19 protein-coding genes, 1 pseudogene and 2 riboswitches are annotated in these 21,241 nt (G+C 60.6%); of the genes and pseudogenes, 5 read left to right on the plus strand and 15 right to left on the minus strand.

What is annotated here, in order from left to right; all coding sequences use genetic code 11:
• Positions 1 to 50: 50 nt before the first annotated feature.
• From mlaD to PPRO_RS02755, 5 genes are all read right to left on the minus strand, one after another.
• Positions 51 to 503: an outer membrane lipid asymmetry maintenance protein MlaD gene (gene mlaD / locus PPRO_RS02735; RefSeq protein WP_041532101.1), complete on the minus strand. Its 453-nt coding sequence runs from the start codon at positions 501 to 503 to the stop codon at positions 51 to 53.
• Between the two features lie 108 nt (positions 504 to 611).
• Positions 612 to 1,358, minus strand: a complete 747-nt coding sequence (locus PPRO_RS02740) for an ABC transporter ATP-binding protein (RefSeq protein WP_011734505.1) — start codon at positions 1,356 to 1,358, stop codon at positions 612 to 614.
• Entirely contained in the window at positions 1,355 to 2,125 is a 771-nt protein-coding gene (locus tag PPRO_RS02745; protein ID WP_011734506.1) for an MlaE family ABC transporter permease, read from the minus strand. Before PPRO_RS02745 ends, PPRO_RS02740 begins: the two co-directional genes overlap by 4 nt.
• A 102-nt stretch (positions 2,126 to 2,227) precedes the next feature.
• Entirely contained in the window at positions 2,228 to 3,370 is a 1,143-nt protein-coding gene (gene hpnI, locus PPRO_RS02750; protein WP_011734507.1) for a bacteriohopanetetrol glucosamine biosynthesis glycosyltransferase HpnI, read from the minus strand.
• Positions 3,370 to 3,894 (minus strand): tRNA (mnm(5)s(2)U34)-methyltransferase, encoded by a 525-nt coding sequence (locus tag PPRO_RS02755; protein ID WP_232286683.1) that lies wholly within the window; start codon positions 3,892 to 3,894, stop codon positions 3,370 to 3,372. Before PPRO_RS02755 ends, hpnI begins: the two co-directional genes overlap by 1 nt.
• A gap of 151 nt (positions 3,895 to 4,045) precedes the next feature.
• On the opposite strand from PPRO_RS02755, the gene PPRO_RS02760 reads away from it, so the two are divergent.
• The 3 genes from PPRO_RS02760 (at position 4,046) to PPRO_RS02770 (ending at position 7,677) form a co-directional block, all read left to right on the plus strand.
• Positions 4,046 to 4,966, plus strand: a complete 921-nt coding sequence (locus PPRO_RS02760; protein WP_011734509.1) for an RluA family pseudouridine synthase — start codon at positions 4,046 to 4,048, stop codon at positions 4,964 to 4,966.
• Between the two features lie 102 nt (positions 4,967 to 5,068).
• Positions 5,069 to 6,355 carry an aspartate aminotransferase family protein gene (locus PPRO_RS02765; RefSeq protein WP_011734510.1) on the plus strand — a complete coding sequence of 429 codons (1,287 nt, stop codon included), beginning with the start codon at positions 5,069 to 5,071 and terminating at the stop codon, positions 6,353 to 6,355.
• The gene (locus PPRO_RS02770) at positions 6,352 to 7,677 is read left to right on the plus strand and encodes a cyclic 2,3-diphosphoglycerate synthase (RefSeq protein ID WP_011734511.1); all 1,326 of its coding nucleotides are present in this window, start codon (positions 6,352 to 6,354) and stop codon (positions 7,675 to 7,677) included. Before PPRO_RS02765 ends, PPRO_RS02770 begins: the two co-directional genes overlap by 4 nt.
• A 54-nt stretch (positions 7,678 to 7,731) precedes the next feature.
• Here the strand turns inward: PPRO_RS02770 and PPRO_RS02775 are convergent, their stop codons facing one another.
• Positions 7,732 to 8,457, minus strand: coding sequence for a rhomboid family intramembrane serine protease (locus tag PPRO_RS02775; protein ID WP_041532504.1), 726 nt, complete (start codon positions 8,455 to 8,457; stop codon positions 7,732 to 7,734).
• 229 nt (positions 8,458 to 8,686) lie between these two features.
• The gene (locus tag PPRO_RS20005; RefSeq protein WP_011734513.1) at positions 8,687 to 8,905 is read right to left on the minus strand and encodes a hypothetical protein; all 219 of its coding nucleotides are present in this window, start codon (positions 8,903 to 8,905) and stop codon (positions 8,687 to 8,689) included.
• Positions 8,906 to 8,986: 81 nt separating this feature from the next.
• Between PPRO_RS20005 and PPRO_RS21800 the strand changes: the two are divergent.
• Positions 8,987 to 9,259: pseudogene (locus PPRO_RS21800) on the plus strand (peptidylprolyl isomerase); the annotation flags it as partial.
• Positions 9,236 to 9,718, plus strand: a complete 483-nt coding sequence (locus PPRO_RS21710) for an SseB family protein (protein WP_408633725.1) — start codon at positions 9,236 to 9,238, stop codon at positions 9,716 to 9,718. The pseudogene PPRO_RS21800 and the gene PPRO_RS21710, both read left to right, overlap by 24 nt.
• Positions 9,719 to 9,845: 127 nt before the next feature.
• Here the strand turns inward: PPRO_RS21710 and PPRO_RS02785 are convergent, their stop codons facing one another.
• The 8 genes from PPRO_RS02785 to PPRO_RS19265 form a co-directional block, all read right to left on the minus strand.
• Positions 9,846 to 10,850, minus strand: a complete 1,005-nt coding sequence (locus PPRO_RS02785) for a L,D-transpeptidase family protein (protein WP_011734515.1) — start codon at positions 10,848 to 10,850, stop codon at positions 9,846 to 9,848.
• Positions 10,851 to 11,040: 190 nt separating this feature from the next.
• Positions 11,041 to 11,343, minus strand: a complete 303-nt coding sequence (locus PPRO_RS02790; protein ID WP_011734516.1) for an Lpp/OprI family alanine-zipper lipoprotein — start codon at positions 11,341 to 11,343, stop codon at positions 11,041 to 11,043.
• A gap of 157 nt (positions 11,344 to 11,500) precedes the next feature.
• Complete coding sequence (locus tag PPRO_RS02795) at positions 11,501 to 12,826, minus strand: L,D-transpeptidase family protein (protein WP_011734517.1); 1,326 nt, start codon at positions 12,824 to 12,826, stop codon at positions 11,501 to 11,503.
• Between the two features lie 85 nt (positions 12,827 to 12,911).
• Positions 12,912 to 12,988, minus strand: a riboswitch (cyclic di-GMP riboswitch).
• A 143-nt stretch (positions 12,989 to 13,131) separates the two neighbouring features.
• Positions 13,132 to 13,207, minus strand: a riboswitch (cyclic di-GMP riboswitch).
• A 187-nt stretch (positions 13,208 to 13,394) separates the two neighbouring features.
• Positions 13,395 to 13,871 carry a pyridoxamine 5'-phosphate oxidase family protein gene (locus PPRO_RS02800; protein ID WP_011734518.1) on the minus strand — a complete coding sequence of 159 codons (477 nt, stop codon included), beginning with the start codon at positions 13,869 to 13,871 and terminating at the stop codon, positions 13,395 to 13,397.
• A 77-nt stretch (positions 13,872 to 13,948) separates the two neighbouring features.
• The gene (locus PPRO_RS02805) at positions 13,949 to 14,479 is read right to left on the minus strand and encodes a hypothetical protein (RefSeq protein WP_011734519.1); all 531 of its coding nucleotides are present in this window, start codon (positions 14,477 to 14,479) and stop codon (positions 13,949 to 13,951) included.
• Between the two features lie 200 nt (positions 14,480 to 14,679).
• On the minus strand, positions 14,680 to 15,204 hold the full coding sequence (locus PPRO_RS20010; protein WP_083761172.1) for a DUF3592 domain-containing protein: 525 nt from the start codon (positions 15,202 to 15,204) through the stop codon (positions 14,680 to 14,682).
• A gap of 226 nt (positions 15,205 to 15,430) precedes the next feature.
• Positions 15,431 to 19,075, minus strand: a complete 3,645-nt coding sequence (locus tag PPRO_RS02810; RefSeq protein WP_011734521.1) for an SH3 domain-containing protein — start codon at positions 19,073 to 19,075, stop codon at positions 15,431 to 15,433.
• 542 nt (positions 19,076 to 19,617) lie between these two features.
• Complete coding sequence (locus tag PPRO_RS19265; protein ID WP_011734522.1) at positions 19,618 to 21,195, minus strand: glycosyltransferase family 2 protein; 1,578 nt, start codon at positions 21,193 to 21,195, stop codon at positions 19,618 to 19,620.
• Positions 21,196 to 21,241: the final 46 nt, after the last annotated feature.

Consider the following 21,241-nt stretch of genomic DNA (forward strand, 5'->3'; position numbering starts at 1 on the left):
ACTGTCCTCTTTTTATATGATGGGCATCCGGTTGTGTTCCGGCGCTCCCGCTACTCCACCTTGCCATGGATGAACTTGCTGACCAGTTCCTCGATGTCGATGGCTGATTCGGTCTCGAAGATCATGTCTCTGTCTTTGAGGTAGGTGTCCGAGCCGCCCGGCTTCAGCTTGATGAACTTGTCGCCGATGATGCCGCTGGTGCGCACCGAGGCGATCACGTCATCGGTGATTTTGACACCGCTCTTGATCTTCATGTAGGCCAAGGCGCGGTCGTTGCTCTTGGGGTCCAGGGCGATGCGCTCAACCTTGCCCACCTCGACTCCGGCCACTTCGATGCTCGCGCCCGGCTTGAGTCCCGAGACGGAGTCGAAGCCAGCGGAGATAGTGTAGTAGTCGCCGCCCATGATCTCCATCTTGCCCAGCTTGATGGAGATGTACCCCAGGCAGAGTATGCCGACGATCATGAAGACGCCGACGGTCATTTCCAGTTTTGCCATGTTCATGTTCACACCCTGTTCAACTGCTCTTCTGTCTGTTTGTCCGCCCGGATTCGCGGCGAGGAACGCGGCAACCGCGGTCGTTCCGGCCTCCGGGCTGTGCGGAGTACGTGATTATACCATCTGTATGGGGCCGTCCAGGTCGCCGCTGATGAACTGCCGCACCACCGGGTGGCTGGAGGTTCTGACCTCGTCCGTGGTGCCGAACTGCAGGATCTTTCCCTTGTAGAGCATTGCCACGTTTTGTGCGATGTCGAAGATCGCCGGGATCTCGTGGGAGACGATCACGGCGGTGAAGCCGAATTTTGCGTGGGTGTCCCGGATCAACTGGTGGATGGCCCGCTTGATGATCGGGTCCAGCCCGGTGGTCGGTTCGTCGAAGAGGATGATCTTGGGCTTGAGCAGCAGCGCCCGGGCCAGTCCCACCCGTTTCTTCATGCCGCCGGACAGCTCGTCGGTGAATTTGCGCTCCACGTTCTTCAGTCCCACGTCCTCCAGTGCCGAGAGTACCCGTGCCCGGATTTCGTCCTTGGACAGTTTTGTCTTCTCCCTCAGCGGGAAGGCCACGTTGTCGAAGACGTTCATGGAGTCGAACAGGGCCGCGCCCTGGAAGAGCATGCCGAACTTCTCGCGCACCCTGTTCAGGTGCTGGCGGCGCAGTCCCAGGATGCTCTCCCCGTCAACCTCGATGGCGCCGTTGTCCGGCTTCAGCAGGCCGATCATGTGCTTGATCAGGACGCTCTTTCCCTCGCCGCTGGGGCCGATGATGGCGGTTATCTGTCCGGCGGGAATGGAGAGATCCAGTCCGTCCAGTACCTTCTGGGGGCCGAAGGATTTATGCACGTTGGTCAGTTTGATCACAAGAGCACCGATGTGAGGAAGTAGTCCCAGACCAGGATCAGGACAGAGGTGAGCACCACCGCCTCGGTGGTTGCCTTGGAGACCCCTTCGGCGCCATGGCCGGCGAAGTACCCCTTATAGCAGCCGATCCAGGCGATGATGACGCCGAAGGAGAACGACTTGGCGAAGCCGGAGTAGACGTCGCGCCAGACCACCGACTTCTCCATCTCGGAGAAGTAGGCCCCCGGGTTGACCCCCAACAGTTTGACCCCCACCAGCCAGCCACCGTAGATGCCGATCGTGTCGAAGATGGCGCACAGGAGCGGCAGGGCGATCATGGCAGCGATGAGTTTGGGGGTGATCAGGTATTTGAAGGGGTCCAGCGCCATGGTTTCCAGGGCATCGATCTGCTCGGTGATGCGCATGATGCCGATTTCGGCGGCGATGGCGCTGCCGGCCCGGCCGGTCACCATCAGCGCCGTGAGTACCGGTCCCAGTTCGCGGATCAGGGAAAGGGCCACGGCCGTGCCCAGCATTCCCTCGGAGCCGAACTTGGTCAGGGTGTAGTATCCCTGCAGGCCCAGTACCATGCCGGTGAAGGCGGCGGTCAGGAAGATGACGAAGAGGGATTTCGCGCCGATGAAGGAGAGTTGCTTGAGGACGTGTACCGGGTTGCCCGGTGTCCGGACCATGGTGATGAAGGAGTGGACCAGAAACCACCCCATCCTTCCCAGCGCGCGTATGGAGCCAATGGTTGAATGGCCTATTGCTTGAATCAGTGCAGACAAAACAATACCTCAATGATTATACGGACTCAGATTTATACTGCACATTTTTGGCAAAAGTAAAGCGGAAAACGGCCAGTAGCGGCCAGGGCGTGCATCCGGGTGTCATACAAGCTCTTCCAGTTTGCCCCCCGGCTTCAGCAGGAAGCGGCTGCCGCGCCACTCCACCCGGTTGCCCAGGAAGGAGAGCGCCCAGCTGACAGAGGAGAGCATGTCACGCACAGGAATCAGCCAGAGCCAGCAAGGGAGCAGGCCGTCGCGGACGAACCGGCGGCTGTATAGGGTGGCGACCGAGAGGCGCGCCAGGTAGAGCAGCCCCGCCGATGCCAGGGCAACGGTCGGGGTTGGCGCCACCAGGATTGCCAGCAGGGCAGCCGGAAAGGGGAGGGTGATGCCGGATGCCAGGTAGCCGCCAGGCCGGCTGACACGCATGGTGCGGGCCCAGCGCAGTTGCCGGCTGAAGGTCGTTGCCAGGTTCTCGGCTGAAACCATGCTCTCTACGAAGCAGTCGTCCAGGGCGATGCGCCATCCGCAGCGGTGCAGCTTGTTGCCCAGCTGGTAGTCGTCTGCCAGGTAGTCGGCCAGCGCCCCGAAGCCCCCCATGGAGAGCAGCGCCTCGCGCCGGACGGCCATGGATGCCCCCAGGGCAAAGGAGAGTCCCTCCAGTTGCAGCGCAACCATGACGTTGGGGATCATCTCGGTCGTGAAGCCGGTAGCCTCCATGGCGGTGGCGATGCCGTGCACCTGCGAGGTGCGGTACAGGGAGCTGACCAGGCCGACTCTGTGGTCGCGGAAGTGGGCAGTGACCGAGGCCAGGTAGTCGGGGGAAACCCGGATGTCGCTGTCGCAGACGATGATGATGTCGTACTTCGCCTGCGGGAAGGCGTTGATCAGGTTGGAAACCTTGTAGTTGGGGCCGTGAATGGCCGGATTGACGGTCAGGCAGATGTCGCGGTCGGGAAAGTCGGCCATCAGTTGCCGGATCACCGCCGCAGCCGGGTCCTCGGGCGATGCCAGGGCGAAGAGCAGCTGCACCTGTCCGGCATACTCCTGCCGGCAGAAGGAGGCGAAGTTCTGGTAGCTCTCCTGGTCCATCCCCTTGACCGGCTTGAGGATGGATACGGCAGGCGGCGCGCTGCAGCGCATCTGCCGCGGGGCGCGGAAGTAGCGGCGGGCGCAGACCAGCGAGATCAGGCAGTAGGCCAGCGCAGGCAGCGTTGTCATGAAAGGGAGCAGGGTGCGGAGCATCAGGCTGCCTTTTGGATCAGAATTAGATAGGGGGCGCCAGGCGGTGTGTTGACCTGCCCCATGCGCCAGGCGTGGAACAAAGGCTGGGGGAGGGTGGCGGACCACTCCCTGAGCATCTCTTCTTCACAATCGCCGCCAGCGTGGCCGGGGTAGGCGGTTACGGCCAGGATGCCGCCGGGCAGGAGCAGACTCAGGGCCTGGTCCAGTGCGGTTCGGGTTGTTTTCGGCCGGGTGATGATGCTACGGTCGCCGCCGGGAAGGTAGCCCAGGTTGAACATCACTCCCCTGACCGGCGTCGGCACCTGTTCGGCCAGGGATTCGTGTCCCCCCAGGATCAGTTCCACCCGTTCGGCCATGCCGGCCTGGCCCAGCCTCCGGCTGGTGGCGCTGATGGCCCGTTCCTGGACGTCGAAGGCCCAGACCCTGCCGGAGGGGCCAACCAGGTTGGCCAGTAGCAGCGTGTCATGGCCGTTGCCGCAGGTGGCGTCCACGGCAAGGTCGCCCGGCTGGATAAACTGGCTCATGAACAGGTGCGCGAGCCGGGTCGGGCCGCTTAAGGCTCTTGTGTCTCGTGTTGCTGGCTGGAGCATGGTTGGTCACGATAGCAGATATGCCCCTCTTTCGCCACCGTGAAATTCATTTGCATCCTCCACGCCAAGGGGGTAGAAACGGGGCATGATCATCAAGAAAACAATCAACGACGAAGTCTCCGGCCGGCGGCTGGACGAGGCGCTTTCCCTGCTCTGCGACCAGGTCAGCAAGTCCGAGGCGCGGCGGATCATCGACCGGGGCGGCTGCAACCTGAACGGCAGCATGGTGCGGGTTGCCTCACGGATGGTGAGAAGCGGCGATACCATCGACGTCGGCGTCATGGAACCGGGCCGCTTCCGCGACCTTGTGCTGCCGCAGGAGGCGCTGCTCCATGAGGATGACGACCTGATCGCCCTGAACAAGCCGGCCGGTGTCAACACCCAGCGTACCCCCTATCAGCTCAAGGGAACCCTGGAGTACTGGGCAAGCGAGTACTTCCGCCGGCAGGGGAACCCCGAACCGGCCCGGGTGATCCACCGCCTGGACCGCGGCACCTCAGGGGTGATGCTCTTTCCCAAACACAAGCGGGCAGCTGCCTGGCTGTCGAAGCGCTTCCACGACGGCCAGGTGGAGAAGCGCTATCTGGCCCTGGTGAGTGGCACGCCGGGCCAGATCGAGTGGAGGGTGGACGGCCCCATCGGCAAGATCGCCAGTGCCCGTTACGGCATCGTTGCCGGAGGGCGTTCGGCCCTGACCGAGTTCCGCCTGCTGGCCGAGTCTTGCGGATATGCCCTGGTTGAGGCCAAGCCGCTCACCGGCCGCACCCACCAGATCCGTGTGCATCTGCAGTCGTGCGGCCTGCCCATCGTGGGGGACGGGACCTATGGCGGCGAGCCTGCTGCGCGCATGATGCTGCACTGCGCATCCCTGCGCTTCGCGGATGGCGGGGGGAGAGAGATCGTCGTCGAGGCGCCGCTGGATAGGGACTTCAGGGGACTCATGGAAGAAAGGGGGGTGGCCATGACGGCCCCGGGGTTGCTGAACGGCACGGTCCCGGTTCCTTGACATCCCCGGGGGGGTGCGTATGGTTTTTGATAGGAACGGCGCACGCCGGAAAGGAGGCGGCGGTCGTGACGCAGGTACCCCCATGCAGAAAGGAGCGACCCCATGACCACAAATGCCGAGATCGTCGCCCGCCAGGAGCGGGTCTTCACCCCTGCCCTGCACATTTACCACCCCGTTGCCATCGAAAACGGGGAGGGGAGCTGGGTTACCGACCGGGAGGGGAAGCGCTATCTGGACCTGGCCACCGGCATCGCCGTCCTGAACATCGGCCACAACCATCCCCGGGTGCGGCAGCGGGTTGCCCACCAGCTGGAGCGGTTCGTCCACACCGGCGGGATCTACTACAACGACACCAGCGTTGAAGCGGCGGAACTCCTCGCCTCGGTCACGCCGCCCGGTCTGGACATGGTCTTCTTCAGCAACGCCGGCGCCGAGGCGGTGGAGGGCGCCCTCAAGCTGGCCCGCTTCGTTACCGGCCGCCAGGGGATCATCGCCTTCAGCGGCGCCTTCCACGGCCGTACCCTGGGGGCGGTGTCGGTCACCACCAGTTCGGCCCGCTACCGCTCCCGCTACCAGCCGCTCCTGCCGTCGGTCTACCACGCCCCCTACCCGTACTGCTACCGCTGCCCCCTGGGGCGCCGCCCGGAGAGCTGTTCGCTGGACTGCTTCCGCGCCCTGGAGGAGATGCTGGAGCGGCTGATCACCCCGGCCGAGGTGGCTGCCATTCTGATCGAACCGGTCCTGGGCGAGGGGGGCTATGCCCCGGCGCCGCCCGAGTTTCTGAGGCGGCTTCGTCGGCTCTGCGACGAACATGGTATCCTGCTGATTTTCGACGAGGTCCAGTCGGGCATGGGTCGCACCGGCGACTGGTTCGCGGCCCAGCGCTACGACGTGACCCCGGATGTCATGACCGTTGCCAAGGGGATCGCCTCCGGGTTTCCCCTCTCGGCGGTGGTGGCGAAGCGACGCATCATGGAGCAGTGGCCCTGCGGCGCCCATGGCACCACCTTCGGCGGCAACCCGGTCGCCTGCGCGGCGGCCATCGCCACCATGGAGACCATCCGCGACGAGGGTCTCCTTCCCCGCTGCCGCGAGCTGGGGGAGCGGGCCATGGTGCGCCTGCGGGGGATGGGGGAGCGGCACCCGCTGATCGGCGATGTCCGGGGGATGGGGCTGATGATCGGCGTCGAACTTTTGGAGCCGGACGCCAGACCGGCGGGTGACGCCTGCGAGCGGCTGATGGCCTGGTGCCGCGAACGGGGGCTGCTGATCATCAACTGTGGCCCGGACCGGAACGTGCTCCGCCTGGTGCCGCCGCTCACCATCGGTGACGACGAGCTGGAGCAGGCGCTCTCCATCATCGATGAGGGGCTGGGTGCGGTGGCATGAGGCCGGTGCGGGTGATCATCATGGGGGCAGCGGGCAGGGACTTCCACAACTTTGCCTGCTGTTTCCGCGACAACCCCGCCTACCGGGTCGTCGCCTTCACCGCTGCCCAGATCCCCTACATCGCCCATCGCTGCTATCCCGCCTCCCTGGCCGGCACTCTCTACCCCCACGGCATCCCGATCCGGCCGGAGGAGGAGCTTTCTGACCTGATCCGGCGCCAGCGGGTCGACCAGGTGGTCTTCGCCTACAGCGACATCTCCCATACCGAGCTTATGCACACCGCCTCCCGGGTCCTGGCACTGGGGGCCGACTTCCGCCTCATCGGACCCGACGCCACCATGCTCAGGAGCAGGCGGCCGGTGGTCTCGGTCTGCGCCGTCAGGACCGGCTGCGGCAAAAGCCAGGTAGTACGCTACTTCTGTGACCTTCTGACGGAGCGGGGGCTCAGGCCGCTGGTGGTGCGCCACCCCATGCCCTACGGCGACCTGGAGGAACAGGCGGTGCAGCGCTTCTCCTCTGCCGCCGATCTGGAACAGTTCCATTGCACCATTGAGGAGCGGGAGGAGTACGAGCATCTGCTGGCCCAGGGCGCCATGGTGTATGCCGGCGTGGATTACCGGGCCATCCTCCGCCGGGCGGAGAAGGAGGCGCGGCTCCTCATCTGGGACGGCGGCAACAACGACCTCCCCTTCTTCCGGCCCGACCTGGAGATCGTGGTGGTTGACCCGCTTCGTCCGGGGCATGAGACCTCCTGGTACCCGGGTGAGGTGAACCTGCGGCGGGCCGGGATCGTGGTGGTCAACAAGGTCAACGCCGCTGATTCGGCGGCTGTCCAGGCGGTGGAGCAGTCGGTCCGCCGGGTGAATCCGGCCGCGCTGATCGTGCGCACCGCTTCGCAGGTGTGGGTGGATGAAGGGGAGTGGATCAGGGGAAAACGGGTGCTGGTGGTGGAGGACGGGCCGACGGTCACCCACGGTTCCATGCCCAGCGGCGCCGGGCTGGCCGCTGCCGTGCAGTATGGCGCCGCACAGGTCATCGATCCGCGCCCCTGGGCGGTCGGCTCCCTGGCTGAGGCCTATCAGCGACACCCACACCTGGGGCCGGTCCTGCCCGCCCTGGGGTATCGCCCCGAGCAGGTGGCCGAACTTGGCGCCACCATCTCAGGAGTTCCGTGTGACCTGGTGCTGGCCGCCACCCCCATCGACCTGGCCCGCCTGGTCCGGGTCGACACGCCGATCCTGCGGGTCTCCTACGCCATTGCCGAACCGGAGGGGACCCCGCTCAGGGACGCCTTTCTCCGTTTTTTGTGTTCTCTGCCGTAAGGGATGAATGGTGTTGTCGCGGCGGCGCGGCGACTGCTCCTGCTCTTTCCTGTCTCATCTCCTCCCTGTTCCGTGACGTGTGCTCCCTTTCAGAAGCATGATCAGGATAATTCCTGCCACAAATCCGCCGATGTGGGCGAAATAGGCCACTCCGCCGCCCCGCAACATCCCTCCACCCTTCAGGAGATAGGCGTTGAGGAACTGGAGCAGTGCCCAGTAGCCGATAATCAGGTAGGCGGGGAGCTCGACGGTGGTGAAAAAGATGAACAGGGGGATCAGGGTGAGGACCCGGTTGTGGGGGAAGAGCAGCAGGTAGGCGCCCAGCACCCCCGCCACGGCGCCGCTGGCCCCGACCATGGGGATGGTTGAAGCCGGGTCGCTCAGGATCTGGACAAGTGCCGCGGCCAAGCCGCAGAGGAGATAGAAGACGCTGAAGCGCAGGCGGCCGAGGGTGTCCTCGATGTTGTCGCCGAATACCCACAGGAACAGCATGTTGGAACCGATGTGCAGCCAGTTTCCGTGCAGGAACATGGAGGTGAAGATGGTCGGCCATGCCAGCAGGGGGTGGGAGACGAGATCGCTCGGCACGAGGGAGAAGTGGCTCGTGAGGCCGCCCACGAACTCCCTGGCCAGGACGATCCCCTGGCCGGTATTCACCTGCACCAGCGTGTAGTGTCCGCCGAGGCGGTCCTGAAGGAACACCGCGATGTTGAGGGCGATCAGCATGACCGTCATCAACGGAAAGCTGCGGGTGGGGCGGTAGTCTCGGAGCGGTATCATGGTGCTGTTTCGTTCCACCGGCACGGCAGGGAAAACCTGACGGGGCCGATCGGAGATCTGGAAGGTGCATGCTTCATCATGGAGGTGACTCCGTTACGGGAGGGGAGGGCCTGGCTGGGCCTGATTACCGGCGAAGTGTAGCATCGGCGCAATCCATGCGACGAGTTTTTTTTCGCAGGGATACAAACCCCTCTTGGAGAGGCACGCGATGGCATCGCCACACAAACAGCTACGCCGCCACACTCTCGGCCCCGGCCAGTCGCCGTTCCAGCTCGAAGGCGCGTTCACATTCCTGTGGCAAAGCCTCGGTGCGGAGCCTGGCCTTGTGGATCGGGTCGAAGCTCTCGATCACCACCTTCGAGTAATCGTCCACCTGGCATCTGACGACCTCCATCTTCCGGTGCGAGAGCGGGCCATGGCAGTCGCCAGGCGGCGACGTGCCAACCACGGGCTCACCCGATAACGGTTGTCAGCGTCGGTCGACTCGGCTACTATGCCGCACACTATTTTAGCCGTTCAAGGAGCATCCATGCCCGCTACCGCCCGTCACATCCTCGTTGATACCGAGGACCTCTGCCTGAAGCTCAAGACCGAGATCGAAGCCGGCGCCGACTTTGCCGACGTTGCCCGCCGCGAATCCTCATGCCCGTCTCGCCAGCAGGGGGGCGACCTGGGCACGTTCAACCCCGGCCAGATGGTGCCCGAGTTCGATCACGCGGTCTTTACCGGGGAGGTGAACAAGCTGCTCGGCCCGGTTCAGACCCAGTTCGGCTATCACCTGATCGAGGTGACCCGCCGCTGGGAGGAGGCGGCTGCGGAAGCCTCTCCGGCGGAGAACGCCCTGGACCGTGCCCTGGCGGCGCTGCACCAGGATGTGAATGATCCCAAGGCGCAGTCGGCCTTTTACGGCACCTTCCTCAACACGACCTTCTGCGTGCCGACCCTGGATTCGAAGGAACTGGACGGCGAAGAAGCGGGCGCGGAGGAGCGGGTGCTTCCGCTGGTCCTTGAGGCCGACGGGACCAGGTACCTTATTGTTTTCAGCAGCGAAGCTCGCCTGACGGAGTGGGCCGGCCGTTCCGTCGACTGGGCTCCGGTTCCGGGGCACGTACTGGCGACCACCGCCATGCCGCCGCTGCACATCGCCATGAACGTGGGCACCGAATACTCGAAACAGTTCAACCCCGAAGAAATCGCCTGGCTCAGGGAGGTGGTGAAGCGCAGCCGGCAGACGGAAAGCGGGGAGGAGCAAACGAACTGAAGCGGGCGTCAACCTGCGTGAATAACTGTTCGGAGACGGCCCCGGTCGGGGCTCCTCCGAACTTCACCATGCTCTGACCGTTCTCTCCGGTGCCCGGGCGACATGGAGCGGCAACGCTTCCGTTGCGTCATGGCCGTATCTCCACGGCCGTGCCGATCTGGACCAGCTTGTAAATCTCCTCGATCTCTTCGTCGCTTACGGCGACACAGCCCCTGGTCCAGTCTGCGTCCGCCTGTGAATCGCCAACCCAGGAGAATCCGTTCTTGATTCCGTGGATCATGATGTCTCCGCCCGGAGAAACACCCAGTTCTTGTGCCCGTTTTTTGTCACGTTCGTTGGGATAGGAGATGTGCAGCGACAGGTGATACTGGCTGTTTCCGTTTTTTGAATCGATGACGTAGGCTCCCTCCGGGGTCTTGTTGTCCCCCTCCCGCTCCTTCGGGCCGCTGGGGGCTCCGCCCAGGGCTATCCGGTAGCTTTTCAGCGCCTCATTCCTGGAGAATAACGTCAGGCGCCGGTCCCCCTTCTCTATCAGGATTCTGGTAACCGCTCTTGTTTTGACCGCGCATTCCAGGACCTTCCGTTCCAGGTCGGCGATTGTTCGCCGCAGCGCGGCAATCTCGCTCTCTTTGTCCGCGGCCTCTTTCCGGAGAGCGTCGATGCGCGTCTGCTGGTCCGCAATCGTCCCGTCCTTGATGGCAACATTAGCGATGGAAAATATCATCCTCTCGCTGTCGCGGCGGTACTCGCTTGCGGGATATTCCCTGATAAGCCTCTGGAAGCAGTCCAGTGCCTTCTGATAATCCTTGTTACCGTTCCTGGGGTGGGAGTGGATGACGCCCATTTCGAACAGGATCCTGTCTCTCGCCTCGGGACAGCTGTCAAAGAGCCGCGCGTAGCCGCTGAGAGAGGCGGTGTAGTTTCCCTGGCAGAAGAGAGTATTCGCTTCCTCGAACGTCGGCTTGGCCCGAGGCGCTCCGTGAAGATTGCCGCATCCAAGGAACAGGGCGAACAACGCCAGGACGGAGATGCGGACGAAGAGCAGGCTCCTGGCCGTTCTTCCGCACCCCGCCATGGCGTACGGCCCGGATCCTTCAGGCGACCTGTTATGGGATTTTTTCGGTTCTCTCATTTTCCCGCCCCTTGGAGGAAGGCTCGGGAATAACTCGTCCCGCTAGCCTGATATTCTGACGTAACAGATACAATGATCCTCTGTCCAGTCGGAAGTACTTGGTGGATAAAAGAAGTGGCAGGGTTTTGAAACCCTGCCACTTCTTTTTCCGGAGCACCAGGGGCAACGTAGACAGCCCCCTGGGATCGATTTATTTCTTCATCGATTTCTGGAAAACAGCGTCAGCCTTTTTCGCCTTTTCATCGGCGATTCTTTCTCTCTCCTGGGCCGCCTTTTCAGCATTTTCGGCGCGGAGCGTGGCATCATCAGCCTTCACCTTGGCCGCATCGGCGGCAGTCTTGGCAGCTTGCGCATCCTGCAATGCCTGATCAGCCTTCGCATCGATCAGTTTTTGCTGCGCCTGCATCTTCTCCAGGTCGCCGGATGTTGCGCACCCCATAAACGTAACAGGGAGAACAAGCATCGTCGCGATCAGCAACAGACTTTTCTTCATATCCATTCACCTCCTTTCGGTTTGGTTCGCCCTGTTTTCCGGGTGACCGATAAAACGGGGCTTTTTCTAACACTCTGTACTCATGCCGGCTATCGCACCGGTCGTCTGCTCCCGGCAGCAGGGTGCCGGCTCACTCTCCGGTGTGCCGGGAACCTGTCTACTTCCTGGAGGCGTCAAACACGAAGGCGTCTATCTCCAGATCGTATTTTATGCGCTTTGCCGCATCCCTGGCTTCGTCTCCGTCCTTGAAGGGGCCGGCGATGACACGATAGCCGCCGCCGCTCTTCGGCACTATCCGGGCGGGAATCGGCGGCCCCTGATGGGTGATGATGGCGGCCAGTCTCCTGGCATCGGTCTCGTCACGCATATAGGCAGCCTGGACGTACCAGGCATCCTTCGTCATTTCCGGTACAGCCGGTTTGCCGTACAGGTTGCCCGGATGCTCAACCTCTACTGTTTCGGGCAGCTCTTTCTTACTCCCCTGATCCGGTCCGGAGACGGGGACGGGGACGGGAATGCCCAGAGACCGGGCCTCCACCTCTTTGATCCTGTTCCAGTCAAGGGGGCGCGCCGATTTCTTCTCCATGCTTCTCAGTTTATCATGCATCTTAAGGAGTTCTCCGGAGTTGGAACTCTCCGAAGATCCATGGGCTTCCACGTAGAGCGCTCCGTCGCGCCGGCCGACGAGATAGGGCTGGTTCACAATCAGGACAGGGGTGTTGACCGGAGTCTCGCCGAAGAGCGTTTTTATGTTCTCCGGATAGAGCCTCATGCAGCCGTTCGTAGCCTGAAGGCCGACGCTGGCCGGCTTGTTGGTGCCATGGATCAGATACCCCGCCTTGCCCAGATAGAGCGCGTACTCTCCCAGAGGATTGTCAGGACCCGGCGGAATGGACGCGGGGAGGATATCCCCTTTCATGCGATGCCTCTCGGCGATGGAGGCGGGCACATGCCAGGTGGGCTTGGCTGCCTTGCGCACCACACGCGTTGGCCCCGGTGGGGTGGGGCGGTCCTCTGCTCCCACACCCACCGGATAGGTGGACACCACCTGTGCGGTCCCGCTCCCCTTGTAGTGAAAGAGCCTCATGGTGGCCAGGTTGATGACGATGCCCTTCCTCGGGGCGTCCGGCAGGATGAAACTTAAAGGCAGCAGGATGCGCTCCCCGGCCCTGGGCACCCATGGGTCCACCCCCGGATTGGCCGCGCTGATGGCGTTAAGTCCCAGGCCGAAGTGCCGGGCGATATCTGCCAGCGTATCCCCCTCTTCGACCCTGACCATTGCCAGTCTGCCAATGACGTCCTCTCCCCTCGTGGCCGGAAAATTGTGCCGTTCGATATCCTTCTCAGTATGGACGGGAACAAACCGTGGTTTTTCCTGGGCGCCTTTTATGGCGGCGCATCCCTGGAGCGATGCGATGAAACCCCATACTGCTAAGAGACAAAAGCAATTGTGTGCGAAGGTGTGGTGAACAGTTCGGCGCATGGGCGAAAAACGGTACCTTTCTTTACTATCGAAAATGAAACGGGCGGCGGACACAAAAAAGCCGGGGCCGAAGAAAAGGTGACATTTCGGCAACCCGGCTGTCTCGGTGAGACCCTGTAGGCTTTCCGCCCCATCCTCGCGGATGGTTGAGTATTATCGTGTACCACCAACAATTGTCGGGCCGTTTATCGTCATCGACGAGAAACGGCATAGTGCGATGCGCCTGTTACGGTGCTTTTCGTCCTGCCTCGAACCCCATGGTGTCTTGACAACAAAAAAAGCCGGGCCCGAATATCCAGTGATATTTCGGCAACCCGGCTGTCTCAGTAAGACCCTTAGGCTTTCCGCCCCATTCTTGCGAATGGTTAAGTAGTATCGTCTATCTCAAAAATATTTCGGCATCTTTAGCACCTCTATGAGAGCGTGTCAATATTTTTGTCGTGTCCATTGGATGTGGTGGAATTCGGTGCTGGCGGCTGTTGGCGGTAGATGTGCCGATGCCGGGTGGAGCGACGGCGGCCCGAAGAAGCGGGACATTCCGCCGTGGAGGCAACCGCCTCTTTGCCGTTTATTGTTTGATGACCTCGACCGCCTGGGGGCCGACCCCCTTGCTGAAGTTGAGGAACTTGATCTCGGAAACCCTGATCTCGTAGAACTCGAAGACGCCCAGCCCGTTCTTCTCGATCAGATCCTTGACGAACGGGCTTCGGGCGGAGATCCTCTCCGCGGTTCGGCGGAGATCCTCCTCTTTGGTTATCCTGGATGCGTCCCCCAGTGCCTCCACGTTGCGGAAGGTCGGGAAATCCTGTCCCTCGTGCTGGAAGAAGAAGGAGACCCGGTTGTTGCTGCTTATGTGGCGGGTCTTGGCCGCGCCGGGCATGGTGGCGAAGCAGATCCTGGCGCCGCCACCGTCGATGGCAAAGGCGCCCATGGTCCTGATCACCGGGGTCCCGTCCTCCCGTACCGTGGCCAGTTCGGCCCACTGGGTCTGTTCCATGTAGTTGATGATTTCCTGCCTGATGTTGCCGTTTGAACCCCTTGCCATGCTCGTTCCTCCCTGTTTCGTGCGTACTCTGCCACACCCCTTGCCCCTCGGCTGGGGCGTTTTCAGTGCTGCCGTGCCTACTTGATGTTGCTGACAATGGCGGATTGTGCATCCGAGAGCTGCCCGATCAGGTTGGCGGCCAGCTGAACCGCTGCCTGGCGGGCGGACATGGCGGACTGCATGTCGATCATGTTCAGCTCCGCGCTGGACTGGCTGTTCTCCAGTTCTGACTTCAGCGCCGACAGCCGGTCAATGCGTTCCTTCAGCTGCGCGGCCTGCAGCCGCCACTGGGCACGGTTGTAGAGCTGGTGCCGTTCCATGCGCCTGATTCCCTGCACCAGGCCGCGGGCGCCGGACAGCTCGCTGCGCAGCCTCTTGGCTAAGGATGTGTCGATACTCTTGCCCTGGGAATCCAGGAGCAGGCGGTCTATTCTGGCTTGGTCCTGGTCGAAGCGCGTCAGCGAGGGGGAGACGGGGCGCCACCTGGTGGCAGACACGGCGCCGATCTTCGGCACGATCTCCACTGCCCGGCCATGATACGGATTGAGTGAGAGTGCGGCAAGGGCGAGTGTTGTGGTGATGATCAACCTGAAAAGAGTGGGTTTCATCGTGATTTCTCCCGTGATCCGGCGCGGAGTCGGTGCGTTGAAGTGTTTGTGTGGCTGACCTTCTGTGAAACTGAGTGATGGTGCTGCTTCATCTTCAATGATTCAATGTCTGACCCCACAGTTGGTTCCAAATCGTGACTTTTCTCTATTTGTTTTTTAAAGGCCTGTTAAGGTTGGTAATGCTGTGGTTGAACATGTTTTTAAGCGTTTGATTTTGTTGTGTTATTTTTGTGTTTGATAGCTTCTTTACAGATGAGTATGCCAGTAAAAAGTAAAAGGAATCCTGAAAAAAGTAATAAAAACTCCAATACTCCAACTTTAGTAACTATTATAGCAGATTGTGATGGGTTGTTTGGGTTGTAATAAGCAATAACCTTTGAGCCAACTTGTAAATTATTGATATTATCTTCAGCCTCATATTTGTTAGAAAAGCAATGGAGGCTTGTAGTAATTGTTGGTTCCATTTTGTTGCTTTCATATCTTATTCCAATAACTTCATAGGAATAACTCCAGTCTGGACACCATAGAGTTCCGTTTCGAGCATGGGTTTCATAGATGGAGTTCGATATAATAGTAGCTTCAACTCTAAGCCAGTTATAAGCAGACAACTTTTTGTGCGCTTCGTAGGCACCAAACGTAATGAATGCTAATCCGAAGAAAAAGGTGATAGTGAGTAATAGTGTTGTCAGAACCCAATATAAAGCAGCATTTATGGTTTTTTTCAAAGTGCGTCCTTGTAATCATTTGAATGCAACATTCTTGAGTAGTTCAGCCATGGGAAGTTCCGGGAACATGATCCAAGACTCCTGGCTTTTGGCGCAACCAAAACTGCGACTATACACCACCGGGGCGCATGGCATACGCCCCCGGTGAAAAAACTCCGTCACACCCGCCGGTATCGCCCAGAGACGGGTGAGCGCAGGTAGGTACCTTCGCTCGCTCGGACGAGTCTCAACCGTTCACCCAGCCGACAATGCCGCGGTAGTTGACCAACGTCCACCCCTCCTCGTCCTGCTCCAGCAGTTCGGCCGCATTCAGGGATGGGGTCAGCCCCAGGATCTGGGCGTCGTCGGAAGGCTCGGCCCGGATGACGATATCCCTGGCCTCCGGTTCGGCGGCGAGTACCCGCTTCAGTTCACAACAGACGTTTTCATCTCCGTGGCTCTCGGCCAACTCGGCCATCTCCGCCGGAGCAAGCATGGTCATCAGCACGACCGGCGGGGCTTCTGCCGCGGCCATCCTCCAGTTGCACAGGGCGAGCACATGGTTGTCCAGTTTGAACGAGACTTCGGTGCGCCTGTCGCCCACCAGGTTGATCTTCTGTCCCAGCAGGTCCCAGGCTTCGAACACGGACCCGGCGGCATGGGGAGGGACCGCGAGGCTGACCTGCGAGCCCTGGGAGTATATCCGGACCATGCCGGCACAACCGTTCCCGCGTGCAGCCATGTCGGTCGGCGAACAGTCGATGACCGCCCCGCCGGTTGTCCCCTGGGATTGCACGTTCAGCACGCACTGATAGTCCGGCGCGGGACTGACGTCGCAGAAGAACCGGAAGAACAGCCTGCTGACGCGCGGTTTTTTCCCGGGAGGCAGGTTGGGGCTGTACAGCAGCCTGAGGCGCAGATCCGACCAGAGCGGCGGCATGGCGATTTTCTGCTTGATCTTCTCCGCGCCGCTGCCGAGAACCAGGTTCAGGATATCCTGGGAGGCGACGCTCGGCGCGCTTGCCTGGATCTCTCCCGTCGCCATTTTGGTCCATGACCAGGAAAGCGGCTCATCGCTGTAGACCGAATAGAGGTTCTCTCCCTTTCTGATGGTGCCGGAGCGCGCGGGTTGCAGGGAAATGACGACATTGTGGGTTTCCGGGAGGTGCGGGGCTGATGGATCGAATTCCAGTGCCGTGAGGCTGATCCCGTTCAGGCGAGATAGCTGACAGTCGGGCAGGACCAGTCCGAACCTGAGCGGGTCGAGCATGATCTCGCCGTCGGCGTTCAGCGCATTCAGTATCTCCGGGGTTTGGTCCTGGCTGAGGCCCATCTGGAGGGTTATGGTCTTTTCGTTGAAACAGAAATCCTGCAGCAGGCTGGTGCGCACCGTATCGATATTCTTCTGATAGAGCGGTGCGAGCGCCTCTACCTGCTGATTCAGCGAAGCGGCGTCGAACCCGGCTTCGGGCTTCACCAGATCGTTGATCTTGTCGGTCACCTCGCACAGCTTCCAGTCAACATCGATGGGTTTGAGAACGGTTGTCTCATAGGAACGCACCATCAGGTAGAGATAGCGGAGCAGGGTCATCCGCGACCGTTGCCCCATCTGGCGTACAAAACCGTCGGCAGCCGGGTCCAGTTTGCCGATCTCCCTGGCCCGTTCCTGCTGCATGCTGAAGATTGCGGCCGAATTCGAAGAGATGCGGCCATACCCCTCGCCCAGGGACTGGAATGCGTCCTGCAAGTCTCCGAGCAGGTCGGCCTTCCGTGTGTTGAGGGCGCGGATCTTCTTGACCATGTCGTTCCATTCCGTGCTCTCCGATTCCAGCCGCTGGAGTTCCGCCTCCACTTCCGATTTCGGAACCTGCAACGCCTTGACCGCCTGGGAGACCTGGGAAAGGGCTGGTCCCAGGCCGTCCCCGACTTTTGCCCAGGCCGACGATTTTTCCTTGGCCCCCTTGGCGTCCTTGGCGGGAGCCTCCCCCTTCTCCTTGCCGGCCTTTGCTCCCGCGTCCTTGGCTTTTTTTGCAGCCTCCCGCGCCTTGGTCAGAACATCCGCCATTTTGGAAATGGTGTCGGGTGCTTTTGATTCGTCTCCCCCCACGAAATCACTTGCCACGCCGGCCAGTGAGCCGATGGTTCCCAGGACCGGTTGCCCCACTGGTATGACCTGGCAGATTGCGGCGGCTATCCTGATGGAGAACTTGATCTGGGCCTGCATCTGAAGGTTGTTCTGTGCCTTGCTCAACAGGTTGTTGCGCAGGGTCTCCAGTTGGTTGCCCAGTGAATTCAGCTCCTGTTCGAGGGAATCCATGCGCTTCGTGGTCTCGCTGATCCTGGTCTCCGATGTGACCACCAGATCGGCCGCCCCCTTGGTGTCGTCGTTCAGGGTAACGACGGCTTCTCCCAGGGCATGGGCCGTTTCCTTTGCCTCGCGCTCCCTGGCGCCGATCCAGGAGACGAGGAGGAGCGTGCGTAGCGCTCGTCGCGTCTCTTCCTCGTACAGTTTGATCGAGCCCTGCAACGACAGCAGGGGCGTATAGCCCGCGGCGTTGCCGAAATAATCGAGATGGCCGCGCAACCGCTGCTGCATGGATGCGACCTCGCTCTGGGCGGAGTTCCAGTACGCCAGGGAATCGTCATTCCAGGCGAGGTTACGGGGCATCGGACTGCCCAGCGCTTCCTCGTAGACCGCCAGGAGGCGCTCCGCTTCCTCGCGCTCCCCGGCCAGAAACAGGTCGCGGATATATTCAAGCGCTTTCTGGACGCCCAGCGGATGCAGCCAGGCATTGGGCGCGGCCGAGATTTCGGTTTGCGGTGACTCCCCGGTCAATCGGGCCGCCGCCGCTGCACTGGCGTTGGCACCCTGTTTCGTCGTATTCGTGGCAGTACTGTTCTTTTCAGTACTGGCATTGTCGGTGCCGAACAGGTTTTCCCAGAGCTTCACTTTATATTTGGCGCATGAGGTCGGGATGCCTGCCCGTCCTCCCCGGTAGTCACGTTCCTTGGCGCCGGCCTTTCCGCCGGCGGTAGTGAAACGGGTCGCCAGATTCGCCTGGTTTGTACAGAGGCCGCCGCCGTTTCCACCGTTTCCCGGAATACCGGGGGCCAGGGCATCGCTCCCGTTGGTGGGGAACGAGTCCTCTCCCAGTTTGCCGCTGGCGACCTGGGAAAGCGCCCAGCGCCATTCGTAATCGATGAATACCGCCACGGGATCGAAACTGACGGTGGCTTTGCTCGTCGATATCCCGGAGTCGCTAATCTTGAACGGGACGCTGGAATAGCTGGCCATGTCCTTGCCCGCCTCGCCGTCAAGGCCGGCGCCCGGATCCTGCCCCTGTCCGCCCAGGGCGATCAGACGCGGCCGCGAATCATTGTCGGGCTCGATCATGGCCGCGAACACACGGAACGATCCCGCGTTCCGCCCGTGCGCCCCGTTCTCGCCATTGCTGGATGTGGACCGCTCGGCGTTTTTGGCCTTGTCGACCGCCCAGGGAAGCGGCGAGGTATTGATTGCCGCGTCCGGCGTCGCCCAGATAACCCGGCGGGCAAAGATGGCCACGTCGGCCTCGGGCAGCGAAAATTCGCCATGCACCTCAAGGGTGTCGCAGGAGATCAGCAGCGAGCGCGTCGCCATCTTCGGATTTTTCGGGTCAAGTCGTTGCGTTCCCCGGTCAATGTGAAGCGCTTCCCACAGCCCGTTCGGATCTCCCTTTGCCAGCGTCAGGTGCGCGCCGACCAGGGTATGGTTTTCCGAGCCGTCCGCATTCCGGGTGGTGAATCTGGTGCTGTACAGCGAGCTTGTTGCCGGTGTCTTTTTCGGGTGGGACTCGAGGAATGTGCTTTGTGGGCTTACGTTGGAAAGATCAATGAAATCTGAATGTTCCATGTATCATGCCTCCTTGGGGCGGCGAAAGATGATGCGGCTTTGGTGGTCGTGCTCTTCGGCGTGTCACTTCCTGTTCACGCAGCTTTCCCGTGCCGTCTGATACCCGATACTCCTGAATCCGGCAGTTGAAAGCAGCCTGTTTTCGCGCGGACGGGCATGTTCCGCACTTCCTAACCCAGATGAAGCTACGCCCATATACCCCGCGGGTTCAGGAGCTATCGGTCGTTATGATCTCTTTCTCTTCTACGTGCGGAGAGATGGCCCTCATGCGCTCGTTCAGACAGCTCCCGGCTGTTGTTTCGGGGGCAACGGGTTTGTGCCTCCCCGTCGGCCCGGCACGAGTCGAAAACATTATTGTCGTATTATTAATGAATGTCAAACGTGTTTGCGGTCTGTGCCTGACGCGCTGGCCGGGAAACGGAGACGTATTTCCGAGGAGAAACGTGCTGGTGCTGCGTCTTCAGGGGGGAGGCGGAGAAATGAGTGCGGCAGGGGGGGGCTTCCGCGAAACCTGATGCGGTGCAGCTCCCCCCGTCAATGCTTCAGCAACGGTGGTCTTGATTTGGCTTTTCGGCGGGAACAATGCTCAAACTGCCGTCCGGCTCTCTGCGGCTTTCAAAACCAAAACGGGCGTACAGGGGGATGTCGTCCTGTCGAATCCTGTTCAACCAGCGGGAAAAAAAGTGCTTGAGATTGTGGAGTTCGTTGTCCTTGCGCCCGCTACTCTGCTCGGCATGATGTATCACAACGCTTTCGGGAACAAAGAGGATGCGATGTCCCCTTTGGCCGGCCCGCAGGCAGAGATCTATATCCTCAAAACCATTGCGAAACCCCTCGTCGAAGCCTCCCAGTTCATGGAACAGGCCTTTTCTCATGGCCATGCAGGCGGCTGTTACCGCCTGCATCAGGCGGCGTTCTCGTACCGGAGCTGAGTCGCCCTGAAAGCCCGCAAAAATGTGATACCCCAACCCCCGCTCGTCAAAGGCGACTCCGGCGTGTTGACAACGACCATCGGGATAGAGGAGCCGCGCACCGCATATTTCAGCCTCGCCGTTGTCGATTGCCGCAACCAATTCGTCAAGCCACCCCTGTTCTGGCACGGTGTCATTGTTGAGAAACACCAGGATATCTCCTCGCGCGGCCCGCGCGCCCTGGTTGCACGCCACGGCAAATCCACGGTTTTCACGGTTGGTAATTACGGTGACCGATGTGCCAAGACTTGCCAGGTACTCCGGTGTCCAATCATGGGAACCGTTGTCGATCAAGACCAGTTCGTAGCTGGTTATGGGAGCGGAAGCCTTGATCGCTTCCACGCACATGCGTGTTAAATGAGCCTGGTTGTAAAGAGGAATAATAATGGATGCCTTCGGTGTGATCGGAGAATTGAGTGATGTGAGATGATGTGATTCTGTTTTATCAATGGTTTTGAGGGACTCTCCGGTTGAATCTATTTCTGGAGTCCCTGTCAATTCAATGAACGTGCTCAGCTGCGTTTTGAATGCATCCGGACTCTGTTGATACAAGGTGCAATCAACAATTTTGTCGTCAATGAGTAACCTTATGTCGCATCCGCAGCACGCTGCCTCATGTAACAGTATGGTTTCAGTATCGTATGAATAGAATGTTTTTGTTCTGTTGAGGAGCTCCGACAATTCTACATGTTGGGCTGCCCATTGACGCGTTATTTCCAGGCAGTTTTTTGTAACCGGATGCTGTGTGTTCTTGCCATTGCCAACCCAAAAACAGTCGATACTGCGTTCATAACCCTTGTGGGTAAAGCAATCGTCGGTAATGGGGATGGTCAGAGTCACGCCATTGGAAGAGGGGGCAAGGCCGGGATAATAAGCAACGAGCAGTTCGTTGCGGTCGTATTCCTTGCTGCTGCCAGGCTTGCCGGGAGTATTGAATAGATACCTTACAACCCGTTTTGCATGTAAAGGGTTCCCGGGAACAGCTTCCGGATAAACGACGATATCATCATTTTCGATTCTGCAAGGAGCGGCAAGGTCGAGAATCATCGCCTCTTTGCCGGACCTGATAAGCCATTTCCGTAGTTCGTGCAGCGCAACTATCCAGGCCGAGTCGTGATCGTATGCAGGCGAAACTATAATATATCTCATGCAAGCTCCATACAAACTACGTCAATGGCGCGAGAGCGGATTTCGA

This window comes from Pelobacter propionicus DSM 2379 (assembly GCF_000015045.1).
Lineage (GTDB): Bacteria > Desulfobacterota > Desulfuromonadia > Geobacterales > Pseudopelobacteraceae > Pseudopelobacter > Pseudopelobacter propionicus.

Coding starts and splice junctions, on each gene's coding strand:
- mlaD (WP_041532101.1), bottom strand. CDS start 503: ATGAACATGGCAAAACTGGAAATGACCGTCGGCGTCTTCATGATCGTC.
- hpnI (WP_011734507.1), bottom strand. CDS start 3,370: ATGCTCCGCACCCTGCTCCCTTTCATGACAACGCTGCCTGCGCTGGCC.
- PPRO_RS02755 (WP_232286683.1), bottom strand. CDS start 3,894: ATGAGCCAGTTTATCCAGCCGGGCGACCTTGCCGTGGACGCCACCTGC.
- PPRO_RS02760 (WP_011734509.1), top strand. CDS start 4,046: ATGATCATCAAGAAAACAATCAACGACGAAGTCTCCGGCCGGCGGCTG.
- PPRO_RS02765 (WP_011734510.1), top strand. CDS start 5,069: ATGACCACAAATGCCGAGATCGTCGCCCGCCAGGAGCGGGTCTTCACC.
- PPRO_RS02770 (WP_011734511.1), top strand. CDS start 6,352: ATGAGGCCGGTGCGGGTGATCATCATGGGGGCAGCGGGCAGGGACTTC.
- PPRO_RS02775 (WP_041532504.1), bottom strand. CDS start 8,457: ATGATACCGCTCCGAGACTACCGCCCCACCCGCAGCTTTCCGTTGATG.
- PPRO_RS02785 (WP_011734515.1), bottom strand. CDS start 10,850: ATGAGAGAACCGAAAAAATCCCATAACAGGTCGCCTGAAGGATCCGGG.
- PPRO_RS02790 (WP_011734516.1), bottom strand. CDS start 11,343: ATGAAGAAAAGTCTGTTGCTGATCGCGACGATGCTTGTTCTCCCTGTT.
- PPRO_RS02795 (WP_011734517.1), bottom strand. CDS start 12,826: ATGCGCCGAACTGTTCACCACACCTTCGCACACAATTGCTTTTGTCTC.
- PPRO_RS02800 (WP_011734518.1), bottom strand. CDS start 13,871: ATGGCAAGGGGTTCAAACGGCAACATCAGGCAGGAAATCATCAACTAC.
- PPRO_RS02805 (WP_011734519.1), bottom strand. CDS start 14,479: ATGAAACCCACTCTTTTCAGGTTGATCATCACCACAACACTCGCCCTT.
- PPRO_RS02810 (WP_011734521.1), bottom strand. CDS start 19,075: ATGGAACATTCAGATTTCATTGATCTTTCCAACGTAAGCCCACAAAGC.
- PPRO_RS19265 (WP_011734522.1), bottom strand. CDS start 21,195: ATGAGATATATTATAGTTTCGCCTGCATACGATCACGACTCGGCCTGG.